Source organism: Enterovibrio norvegicus FF-33 (assembly GCF_000286835.2).
GTDB classification, from domain to species: Bacteria; Pseudomonadota; Gammaproteobacteria; order Enterobacterales; family Vibrionaceae; genus Enterovibrio; species Enterovibrio norvegicus_A.
Genome location: NZ_AJYD02000034.1, coordinates 1 through 11687 on the forward strand (window position 1 = coordinate 1; position 11687 = coordinate 11687).

At 47.6% G+C, this 11687-nt stretch carries 9 protein-coding genes and 2 tRNA genes; 7 read left to right on the forward strand and 4 right to left on the reverse strand.

Features of this window, described 5'->3' with window-relative positions; translation table 11 throughout:
* Window positions 1–46: 46 nt before the first annotated feature.
* Both A1OO_RS08390 and A1OO_RS08395 read right to left on the reverse strand, forming a co-directional pair.
* Window positions 47–122: transfer RNA gene (locus tag A1OO_RS08390), tRNA-His, on the reverse strand.
* A 39-nt stretch (window positions 123–161) separates the two neighbouring features.
* Window positions 162–238, reverse strand: a tRNA-Arg gene (locus tag A1OO_RS08395).
* A 342-nt stretch (window positions 239–580) separates the two neighbouring features.
* Here A1OO_RS08395 and A1OO_RS08400 point away from each other — a divergent pair.
* On the forward strand, window positions 581–1000 hold the full coding sequence (locus tag A1OO_RS08400; RefSeq protein WP_017004964.1) for a c-type cytochrome: 420 nt from the start codon (window positions 581–583) through the stop codon (window positions 998–1000).
* 77 nt (window positions 1001–1077) lie between these two features.
* Here the strand turns inward: A1OO_RS08400 and rep are convergent, their stop codons facing one another.
* Complete coding sequence (gene rep, locus A1OO_RS08405) at window positions 1078–3096, reverse strand: DNA helicase Rep (RefSeq protein WP_016961628.1); 2019 nt, start codon at window positions 3094–3096, stop codon at window positions 1078–1080.
* Window positions 3097–3335: 239 nt separating this feature from the next.
* Between rep and A1OO_RS08410 the strand changes: the two genes are divergently transcribed.
* The 4 genes from A1OO_RS08410 (at window position 3336) to ubiK (ending at window position 8535) form a co-directional block, all read left to right on the forward strand.
* Window positions 3336–3923, forward strand: coding sequence for a TetR/AcrR family transcriptional regulator (locus A1OO_RS08410; protein ID WP_017004966.1), 588 nt, complete (start codon window positions 3336–3338; stop codon window positions 3921–3923).
* A complete protein-coding gene (locus tag A1OO_RS08415; protein WP_016961626.1) occupies window positions 3920–5026 on the forward strand; it encodes an efflux RND transporter periplasmic adaptor subunit in 1107 nt (368 codons plus the stop codon). The genes A1OO_RS08410 and A1OO_RS08415 overlap by 4 nt, the downstream gene beginning before the upstream one ends.
* Before the next feature lie 10 nt (window positions 5027–5036).
* A complete protein-coding gene (locus A1OO_RS08420; protein WP_017004967.1) occupies window positions 5037–8123 on the forward strand; it encodes a multidrug efflux RND transporter permease subunit in 3087 nt (1028 codons plus the stop codon).
* Window positions 8124–8274: 151 nt separating this feature from the next.
* On the forward strand, window positions 8275–8535 hold the full coding sequence (ubiK, locus tag A1OO_RS08425; RefSeq protein WP_017004968.1) for a ubiquinone biosynthesis accessory factor UbiK: 261 nt from the start codon (window positions 8275–8277) through the stop codon (window positions 8533–8535).
* 80 nt (window positions 8536–8615) lie between these two features.
* Here ubiK and ilvC read toward each other — a convergent pair whose 3' ends face one another.
* Window positions 8616–10100 carry a ketol-acid reductoisomerase gene (gene ilvC / locus A1OO_RS08430; protein ID WP_017004969.1) on the reverse strand — a complete coding sequence of 495 codons (1485 nt, stop codon included), beginning with the start codon at window positions 10098–10100 and terminating at the stop codon, window positions 8616–8618.
* Between the two features lie 153 nt (window positions 10101–10253).
* Between ilvC and ilvY the strand changes: the two genes are divergently transcribed.
* Both ilvY and A1OO_RS08440 read left to right on the forward strand, forming a co-directional pair.
* Window positions 10254–11144: an HTH-type transcriptional activator IlvY gene (gene ilvY / locus A1OO_RS08435; protein WP_017004970.1), complete on the forward strand. Its 891-nt coding sequence runs from the start codon at window positions 10254–10256 to the stop codon at window positions 11142–11144.
* A 100-nt stretch (window positions 11145–11244) separates the two neighbouring features.
* Window positions 11245–11538 (forward strand): SemiSWEET transporter, encoded by a 294-nt coding sequence (locus A1OO_RS08440; RefSeq protein WP_017004971.1) that lies wholly within the window; start codon window positions 11245–11247, stop codon window positions 11536–11538.
* Window positions 11539–11687 lie beyond the last annotated feature (149 nt).

Sequence of the window (11687 nt, forward strand, 5' to 3'; positions counted from 1 at the left end):
TCTGGTCCCAAACCAGATGCGCTACCAAGCTGCGCTATTCACCGAGTGGGGTGGCTAACGGGACTCGAACCCGCGACAACTGGAATCACAATCCAGGACTCTACCAACTGAGCTATAGCCACCACATTACTTTTTTTGCCAATTTGTTTCCATTTCCGGTTTGGTGCGCCCGACAGGATTCGAACCTGCGACCTTCGGCTCCGGAGGCCAACGCTCTATCCAGCTGAGCTACGGACGCTTTGTCCCTGTCGGCGGAGTCGCATATTACGGAGATCACCCCTTGCCGTCTAGCACTTTTTTTAATTTTCTTCCCGACCGCTCTCTTTTTGCTCAATCAGGATAAAAACCGTGCCAATGACCATAATCATAACGGTTTAACGCAACAATCTAAAGCGCTATAATCACTTAGTGTTTACACGGAGTTAACCTAATTACGGCATAGCTTCGTAGTCAGTCATATCACAAAAGCTCAAAAGATCGACCTAGTTAGCCGATCAACACCACGAGTTGTGATAAAAATAACTAACAGCATAAAAAACGCCCGAATTTTCGGAGCTAAAAACATATTGGGAGTGAAGCCGTGAGCGCAAAGGGAATTTTTTTACGTCGTTTAGCAGTGTCAGCTATCACCGCGCTATCTCTGATGGGCGCAGCGAATGCCGCTGACATGTCTGAAGAAGCCATTGCCGAGCGAATCGCACCGGTAGGCTCTGTTTATTTGGAAGGTGAAGCTCCAGTTGAAACTGCGGCCGCTCCTACTGGTCCTCGCACGGGCGATGCCGTCTACAACACCTATTGTATGGCCTGTCATGCGACAGGGGCCGCGGGTGCACCTTTAGCAGGTGACGCCGCAGCGTGGGAGCCACGCCTCGCTCAGGGCCGTGACGTTGTGAATAACCACGCCATCAATGGCTTTAATGGTATGCCTGCTCGCGGTACGTGTATGGATTGTTCAGACGAAGAGATCGTTGCTGCTATCGACCATATGCTGGCGCTGTAATACGATTTAATCGACGACAAAGGCGACCTGATGGTCGCCTTTGTGTTTTGTGAAGCGGTCATTTCACTGTGTCATCTTCAATCTTTGTTCAACATCGCGCGAAGGTTTGCGATGGCTGCGGTTCCTTTCGCCATGCGTTCTTCCTGAGTCTGGGGCTTTTTCTTTTCTTCCCACTCCACATCATCGTAGGGTAGCTCTTCGAGAAAACGACTCGGCAGCGGTTTTATCAGTTCACCATATTGTCGACGCTCTTTACAAAGCGTGAACGTCATTTCTTTCTGCGCTCGAGTGATACCCACATACGCAAGCCGACGCTCCTCCTCGACGTTATCTTCGTCGATACTCGATTGGTGTGGCAACAACCCTTCTTCCATGCCAACCAAAAAGACATACGGGAACTCGAGGCCTTTCGATGCATGCAAGGTCATCAATTGCACCTGATCGGCATCATCGCTGTCTTCGCCTCGCTCCATCATGTCTCGCAATGTCAGACGCTGAACCACTTCACGCAGTGTTTTTTGCTCATTGTCTGGATTGTCACCCTCTAAGTCAGCCACAATCCAACTGTACAAGTCGGAGACATTTTTCATCGCCATTTCTGCGGCTTTCGGGCTGGATGAGTTTTCATACAGCCAATCTTCATAGTGTGAGTCACGTACGAGCGATCGCACGGCATCCACGGCATCACCGCGCTCGAACTGATCCGACAATTCGACAATCCAACGCGTGAAGCGTTGGAGCGATTCCAAACCGCGACCAGCAAGATGTTCTTGAAGCCCGATTTCGAAGCTCGCTGCAAACAGGCTTTTTCCACGCATGTTCGCGTAAGTACCGAGCTTTTCCAGTGTTACTGGCCCAATTTCGCGACGTGGCGTGTTCACGATACGTAGAAAGGCGTTGTCATCGTCTTGATTGGTCAGTAGGCGCAAGTACGCCATGATGTCTTTGATTTCAGCTCGAGCGAAAAAAGAGGTACCGCCTGAAATTTTGTAGGGAATACGGTTTTGCATCAGCGCTTTTTCGAACAAGCGTGACTGATGGTTGCCACGATACAAAATCGCATAATCTTTGTAGTCAGTTCGCTTCATGTAACGATGCGCGATGATTTCACCCACCACTCGCTCTGCTTCATGCTCTTCGTTATTCGCTTTAAGCACGGTCAACATTTCACCATCTGGAAGCGCTGAGAATAGCGTTTTCTCGAAAACATGCGGGTTATTCGCGATCAGGATATTAGCCGACCTCAAAATTCGACTGGTTGAGCGATAATTCTGCTCCAGCTTAATCACTTTGAGCGAAGGAAAGTCCTCACTGAGCATCAATAGGTTTTTAGGCTGTGCGCCGCGCCAGCTATAAATGGACTGATCATCATCGCCCACCACAGTAAACCGCTCTCGTTCTCCCACCAGCAGTTTCACTAACTGATATTGACTCGTATTGGTGTCTTGGTATTCGTCCACCAACAGGTAACGAATTTTATTTTGCCAACGTTCACGCACTTCTTGATTGGTTTTTAGCAAGATCACGGGCATCAAGATGAGGTCGTCAAAATCGAGCGCGTTATACGCCTTCATCTGCTTTTGATACATGGTGTAGCAATGCGCAAACAGTTGGTCACGCTCGCCCATGGCTGCAGATTCTGCCTGCAGTGGCGTCAGCATGTCATTTTTCCAATTGGAGATGGTATGAAGAAGCTGTTTGAGTAAATCCTTATCGCCCTCAAGTTCATCTTCTGTCAGTTCTTTCAGCAGCGCCATTTGGTCTTGATCATCAAAAAGCGAAAAGCCCGCTTTTAAGCCAAGGCTTTTGTATTCCCGACGAATGATGTTGAGGCCCAGTGTGTGAAACGTGGACACCATTAGCCCGCGTGATTCCTGGCGGCTGAGCGTTTGATTAACGCGTTCTTTCATTTCACGTGCCGCTTTGTTGGTGAACGTCACGGCTGCAATGTGGCGCGCTTTGTAGTCGCACTGCTGAACGAGGTAAGCAATTTTATTGGTAATAACGCGGGTTTTACCTGAGCCAGCGCCTGCCAGTACTAGGCACGGTCCAGACACATGATGGACAGCGTCATTTTGGGCAGGGTTCAGTTTCATGGTGTCCTCGGATATATGGAGTATTAGTTTGCTCGTGCATTGTATACCCAAGCAACGTCAAGATGCTTGCTCAGCGAAAATTTGTTGGCGATGAGGCCAAGCTGCTCTGCGTGGCGCTGATTTGAGAACATACTCATCATTTAATTAAAAAAACCAGTAAATTCAATGATAGTTTTACCTTGCAGCCAGTCTCAAAACAAATACAATGAATGAACGTTCATTCATTGTAGGCAAAATGTATGTCCGACAAAAAAACACAAATTCTAGAAGCCACCGAGCGATTATTGGCAGAACACGGTTTTGATCGCCTTTCCATGCAAATGGTCGCGAAAGAGGCAGGGGTTGCTGCTGGTACCATCTATCGGTACTTCTCAGATAAAAACGATTTACTCGCTCAACTTCGCCATCATGTCATGAGCCAATGTGCAAAGAAAATAGTGCACGGGCTGACTGACAATATGTCGATGAAACAACAATTTGTTACTGCATGGCGAAACGCTTGGCAACTCACCATCAGTCGTGACGGCCATGCAATAAATCGCGAACAGTTTGATAGCTTGCCTTATCAAAACAGCTCAGAACAAAGGACGATGGAAAAAGCGCTTTTCGCTCCAATCCACAACCTTTTTCAGGCTGGTGTCGCGAATGGAACATTCAAACCACTCCCCAGTGATGTGCTTTCTGGGATAGGGCTTGAACCCGCGATTTGTTTAGCTCGCAAACAGGCCCGGGGTGTTATAAATCTCAACGCTTCAGCAATCGACGATGCCGTCGAGGCTTGCTGGGACGCTATTAGCCTTCATAAAGAACCGGAGAAATCTCAATGAAGAAATGGTTTGTTGTCATGTTGATCGTGGCAATTATGCTGTTTGGTACAGTTATCGGCTTTAACATGTTCAAGCAACAGAAAATCGCCGAGTACATGGCAAATATGCCTGAGCCGGATTTCCCGGTCACGGTCACCGAATTATCGGCCACTGAATGGGTACCCACCATTGAGGCCATCGGCTTTATCGAGCCGAATCAAGGTGTCACACTATCGACAGAAGTGAACGGCATCATCGACAGCATTAATTTCGAATCAGGGCAGCCAGTTAAACAAAATGATGTGCTGCTTGCGCTGGATTCAAAGGTCGAACTCGCAAACCTGAAGAGTACCCAAGCACGTTTGCCTGCAGCGGAAGCTAAGTACAAACGTTATCAGGGCTTGTTCCGTAAGGGCTCAATATCGAAAGAAGCACTGGACGAAGCAGAAGCCAACTTCCGCTCACTTCAAGCGGATATAGAAAGTCTGAATGCATCTATCGACCGCCGTACTATCGATGCACCTTTTGATGGCGTTGTCGGTTTGCGCAATGTGTTCTTGGGGCAATATCTGCAGCCAGGCACTGAGATTGTGCGATTGGAAGATACCTCTGTCATGCGACTACGTTTTACTGTGCCGCAAACAGACATCGCTAAAATCCACCTTGGTCAACGAATCAATATCTCTGTCGATGCATACCCAGAAACACCATTCACGGGAAAGATCAGCGCTATTGAACCTGCGGTGAACTTCCAAAGTGGCCTGATTCAAATCCAAGCGGATATTCCAAACAACGACGGTCAGTTGCGTTCAGGTATGTTTGCTCGCGCCAAAGTCATTTTGCCCACCATTGAAGATCAAGTTGTGGTCGATCAAACCGCTATCAATTTCACCCTATATGGCGAAAACGTCTATGTTCTGCGTGAAGAAGACGGTAATACCCGTGCTTATCAGCAAGTCGTGAAGGTCGGTGAGCGTAAAGGTCATATTGCACATGTTCTTGATGGCCTAAACGCTGGCGATAAAGTCGTCACTTCAGGTCAGGTTCGTTTGAGCAATGGTGCCAAGGTTCGCGTTGTTGAAAATGACGCGCTGACACCACCGACACAATTGCCACAGCTGTAATGAGGTCGCGATGAAATTTACGGATATTTTCATAAAGCGTCCGGTTTTGGCGGTGTCGATCAGTTTTCTGATCGCGCTGCTCGGCCTGCAATCTATTTTCAAGATGCAGGTTCGTGAATACCCGGACATGACCAACACCGTGGTCACCATTAGCACCAGTTACTATGGTGCTAGTGCTGATTTGATCCAGGGCTTCATTACCACACCGCTAGAACAAGCTGTTGCACAGGCCGATAATATCGATTTTATGACGTCTGAATCGGTGCTTGGCAGCTCGACGGTGACTGTCTACATGAAGCTCAACACAGACCCAAATGCAGCATTGGCTGATATTCTCGCCAAGGTAAACTCGGTGCGCGCACAATTACCCGGAGAGTCGGAAGACCCTTCAGTGAGCATGTCCACGGGTTCGACTACAGCGGTCATGTATATTGGCTTTACATCAGATACGCTCGATTCCAGCCAGATCACTGATTACCTAGAACGTGTGACCAAGCCACAGCTATTTACCGTTAACGGTGTGTCGAAAATTGACCTTTACGGCGGTCTGAAATACGCATTACGTGTATGGCTAGATCCAGCGAAAATGGCTGCATTCAACCTGACCGCGACCGATGTGATGGGTGTATTGAACGCCAATAACTATCAGTCAGCAACAGGTCAGTCTATTGGTACCTTTATGGTGTATAACGGCTCTGCCGACACTCAGGTATCTAACACTGAAGAGCTCAGCCGCTTGGTCGTCTCGACCGAAAAAGGTCAGGTACTTCGCCTTGGCGATATTGCCACGGTATCTTTGGAGAAGAGCCACGATATTTATCGTGCGACGGCCAATGGATCTGAAGCCGTGGTTGCCGCGATCAATGCCGCGCCTACCGCTAACCCTATCAACATCGCAGCAGATGTGATGGCCAAACTTCCCGAGCTTGAGCGCAATATGCCAAGCACCATTAAGATGAACGTGTTGTATGACTCGACCGTTGCCATCAATGAATCGATTAACGAAGTGGTGAAAACCATCATTGAAGCGGCATTGATTGTACTCGTGGTTATCACCCTGTTCCTCGGTTCGTTCCGTGCCGTCCTCATTCCTATTATCACAATCCCACTGTCGTTAATCGGTGTGGCGATGATAATGCAGGTGTTTGGCTTTTCGCTAAACCTGATGACGCTATTGGCAATGGTACTGGCTATCGGTCTGGTGGTGGATGACGCCATCGTTGTATTGGAAAACGTAGACCGTCATATAAAGCTCGGCGAAACCCCGTTTCGGGCAGCAATCATTGGTACTCGTGAAATCGCCGTACCGGTCATTTCAATGACCCTGACACTCGCAGCAGTGTATGCGCCAATCGCCTTGATGGGAGGTATTACAGGCTCCCTATTCAAGGAGTTTGCGCTCACTCTGGCAGGTGCGGTGTTTATTTCAGGCATTATCGCGCTGACACTGTCCCCAATGATGTGTTCTAAAATGCTTAAAGCCAATGAGCAGCCAAACAAGTTCGAGGCCACAGTACACCGTTTCCTCGATCGCATGACCGAAGGCTACGCCCGTATGCTAGCTGGCATCATGACGATTCGTCCGGTGATCATTACCTTCGCCGTCATTGTGTTTGTTAGTCTGCCAATTTTGTTTAAGTTCATTCCAAGTGAACTAGCACCAGCAGAAGACAAAGGCGTGATGATGATGATGGGTACAGCCCCATCAACAGCAAACTTGGATTACATCCAAAACACCATGGATGAAGTGAACGAGAAATTGGCTTCTCAACCAGAAGTGTCGTTCGCGCAGGTATTCTCAGGCGTACCTAAGTCCAATCAGGCGTTTGGTATTGCATCCTTGGTTCCTTGGAGTGATCGCGAAGCCAGTCAGGCAGATGTAGTTAAACGCATGACAGAAGAGGTAAAAGACGTTCCAGGAATGGCAGTAACGGCATTCCAGATGCCAGAGCTTCCAGGTGCATCCTCGGGCTTGCCAATTCAGTTTGTGATCACTACGCCAAGCAACTTCGAAAGCCTGTTCCAAGTAGCTGCGGAAATCTTGGCTGAAGTGAAAACCAACTCTCAGTTCGTTTACGCGGATATGGATCTGAACTTCGATTCTGCGACGATGAAAATCAACATCGACAAAGACAAAGCGGGTGCGTACGGCGTAACCATGCAGGACATTGGTATCACCCTGGGTACCATGATGGCGGATGGCTACGTCAACCGAATCGACCTAGATGGCCGTTCCTATGAAGTGATCCCGCAAGTAGAACGTAGATACCGTCAGAACCCTGAATCAATAAAGGGTTACTACGTACGCTCTGCCAGTGGTGAAGCAGTGCCTCTTGGCTCGTTGGTAACGATTGATGTGGTTGCTGAGCCTCGGGCTCTGCCTCACTTTAATCAGCTTAACTCCGCGACGATTGGTGCGGTTGCCGCGCCAGGCGTTGCCATGGGTGACGCGATTGACTGGTTTGAAAGCATCGCAGCCGAGAAATTGCCACGCGGTTATCAGCATGACTACCTAGGAGAATCTCGTCAGTTCGTGACCGAAGGTAGCGCCTTGCTTGGCACCTTTATGCTAGCACTGGCTGTAATTTATCTTGTTCTTGCGATTCAATTTGAATCATTGCGTGATCCGCTAGTCATTCTGGTATCCGTACCGCTGGCTATCTGTGGTGCTTTGATAGCCCTTGCGTGGGGCGCTGCAACCATGAACATATATTCCCAAGTCGGTCTCATCACCTTGATTGGTCTTATCACTAAGCACGGGATTCTGATTTGTGAAGTGGCTAAAGAAGAACAGCTACTGCACGGCAAGAACAAAATGGAAGCGGTCATGGAGGCGGCAAAAGTGCGTCTTCGCCCAATCCTGATGACCACCGCTGCGATGATTGCAGGTCTAATCCCGCTGATGTACGCAACGGGTGCTGGTGCGGCTCAACGTTTCAGTATCGGTATTGTTATCGTTGCAGGTCTGGCTATCGGTACCCTGTTCACCCTGTTCGTTCTGCCTGTGATTTACTCATATTTAGCTAGCCGCCACGAGCCGCTGCCTGTATTTGAGGAAGACATAGAGAGAATCGCAGAGGAAAAACCAGCGCATTAATTTATGTGTAAACAAAGGGTCTCATGATGAGGCCCTTTTTTTTATCATTACGTATCAAGATGAAACACACTTTCACCAAAAGTGCGCAAGACAGTTTCGACAAAAGGTATGGTGTTGCTTAGAATAACGGCATCAAATTGAGGAGTAATGCATGTTCGATCCAAAAAAACTGGAGCAAATCGCCAAGCAAATCCATGAGTCTATGCCGAAGCCGGTCAAAGATCTGGGTAATGATGTTGAGCAGAAAGTTCGAGAAGTCATCCAAGGTCAATTGGCAAAGCTGGACGTAGTTAGCCGCGAAGAGTTTGATGTACAAACTCAAGTGTTACTGCGCACTCGCCAAAAGCTTGCAGAAATGGAGCAAAAATTGGTGGAGTTCGAACAGAAGCTAAATGAGAAGAGCAACGGATAAATATCTTTCTCAACAGTAAAAAGAACATAAAAAAACCCGGCAGAAGCCGGGTTTTTCAATTCTATTTACAGTGATGCGAATTAATCGCCAACCGCAATGCGTTTCATGTCAGTCATGTAGCCGCGAAGCTCCTGACCAATCCACTCCACTGGGTGAGTGCGTACCACATCATTAACAGCAATCAAGGTTGCGTTATCAGCGTCATTACCAACATTGCCCAAGCCTTTACCGATAACGTCAGTACCAACGCCCGGCATGAATTTTTCGCGCAGCAGAGGCGTTGCAACGTTAGCGAACAGGTAGTTACCGTATTCTGCAGTGTCAGAAATAACCACGTTCATTTCATAAAGGCGCTTACGAGCAACAGTGTTAGCGATCAGTGGAAGTTCGTGCAGTGATTCATAATATGCAGACTCTTCGATGATGCCTGATGCTGTCATTGCTTCAAATGCCAATTCAACACCCGCACGAACCATCGCAACCATCAAGATACCGTTGTCAAAGTATTCTTGCTCTGCGATCTTAATGTCAGACTCTGGGTATTGCTCGAACGCCGTACCAGCCGTTTCTTCACGCCAGCCTAGCAGTTCTGCATCGTCATTTGCCCAATCAGCCATCATGGTCGATGAGAAGTGACCTGAAATGATGTCATCCATGTGCTTGTTGTATAGTGGGCGCATTAGATCTTTCAGATCTTCTGATAATTCGAACGCTTTGATTTTCGCAGGATTAGACAGGCGATCCATCATGTGCGTGATACCACCAAACTTCAGCGCTTCAGTGATGGTTTCCCAACCAAACTGCAGCAGTTTACCTGCGTACGCTGGTTCAATACCGTCGGCAACCATCTTCTCGTAACATACGATAGAACCCGCTTGAAGCATGCCACAAAGGATGGTTTGCTCACCCATCAGATCTGATTTCACTTCGGCAACAAATGAAGACTCAAGAACACCTGCACGGTGACCACCAGTTGCAGCAGCCCATGCTTTTGCAATCTCGTGACCTTCACCTTGCGGATCATTCTCTGGGTGAACCGCCATCAATGTTGGTACGCCGAAACCACGCTTGTACTCTTCACGTACTTCGGTACCTGGGCACTTAGGCGCAACCATCACAACAGTGATGTCTTTACGAATTTCCATGCCTTCTTCAACGATGTTGAAGCCATGTGAATATCCCAATGCAGCGCCTTGTTTCATCAATGGCATAACCGCGCTTACAACACTAGTATGTTGCTTATCGGGTGTTAGGTTTACAACCAAATCCGCTTGTGGGATCAGGTTTTCGTAAGTGTCGACATTAAAGCCATTTTCTTTCGCGTTTTTGTAAGACTGGCGTTGTTCATCGATTGCAGCCTGGCGAAGGGCATAAGACACATCTAGACCTGAGTCACGCATGTTCAAACCTTGGTTCAGACCTTGCGCGCCACAGCCAACGATAACTACTTTTTTACCTTTAAGGTAATCAGCTTCATTAGCAAATTCCGCCTTATCCATAAAGCGGCAAACACCCAACTGAGCCAATTGCTCACGTAAGTTTAAGGTATTGAAATAGTTAGACATGTCGAATACTCCGTAAGAAAAAACTGTCCTGAGCGATGTAAGCATGACAATCTGCCCCATCGAATTGGCTTCATAATAGAACAGGCATAAGATTGCTTAAAGTGATATATTCACAACATGTAATTGCATTTTTTGCAACATGAGAGACCGTTCATGGACGTCAGGCATCTCCAATTTTTTATTCACCTTTGCGATAGCAAAAACTTCTCGAAAACAGCAGCGGCAATGCACATCAGTCCATCAGCGCTGAGCCGTCAGATTCAAAAACTAGAACAAGAAGCGAATCAACAACTCTTCCTACGTGATAACCGAAGTGTCGAACTCACATTGGCAGGTAAAAAACTTCTTCCAATCGCACTCAAAATTCTCAGTGAATGGCAGCAATATCAAAACTTGTTCAATGGCTCAGGTAACGAGCTTCAAGGCGAAATACGTCTATTTTGTTCGGTGACAGCCAGCTATAGCCATTTACCGGAACTGCTCTCTGAATTCAGACTTCGTCATCCCTTGATTGAGCTGAAAGTTTCAACAGGCGACCCTGCTCAAGCAATAGACAAAATCCTTTCTAGCGATGCTGACATTGCGATATCGGCAAAGCCCGAACAACTGCCAAATAAAATCGCTTTTGAAGCCATTAGTGAAATCCCATTGTCTGTTATTGCACCTGCAGGGATCAGCAGCTTTGCCGATACTCTTCAAAACGATACCCCGAATTGGTCATCCATTCCATTTATAGTGCCAGAAGCAGGTACAGCGAGAGAGCGTGCCAACACTTGGTTCAAGACGATGAAGATAAAGCCAAATATTTACGCACAAGTATCAGGCCACGAAGCCATAGTTAGCATGGTGGCATTAGGTTGTGGCGTCGGTATCGCGCCAGATATTGTAATAAATAACAGCCCAGTACGAGAAAAAATCAATCGGCTCAGGCTAGCTCCCATCAAGCCTTTTGAGCTTGGTGTATGTTGCCTGAGATCTCAACTCGACAACCCTTTAGTGAAAGCTCTTTGGGATGTCGTTGAAAGTAAAACCATCACGCTCTAATCATTTCCGGTACAGTCTCGATATCGCCCTCCTCGTTCATTGCAGGTTTTGACGCCGCCCATTAGTCTGAATTTATGAGTAAACGTCAGCCTGGAACAATATGACCCTTATAGAACGCTTTGGAAGAGCACTCGAGCCTGTCATGCTCGTTATGGGGCTTGTTAGCCCGCTTGCCACACTGCCTCAACTGTACAAACTATATTTTTCTCACAGTGAACATGCTGCTGGGTTATCTTTGATAGCTTGGCTGCTGTACGCAGCTATTGCCCTGCTTTGGACGATCTACGGTCTTTACCATAAAAACCCAACGATATGGGCAGGTAACGGGTTGGGATTTCTGATGTACGTCGCTATGGTGCTGGGAATTTGTATCCATACAGGAGGGACTTTTTGATCGTGTAAAGGAGGATTTGTGACAATAGCTAATAGATGGGCAATGAACTCGATAGGGGTTCAAATATCGATCTTGTATTATCCCTTTGATAAATTCTAGACGTTAAAAAGCCCCGTCATTTCTGACGAGGCTTTTTAATAAATGGCGGA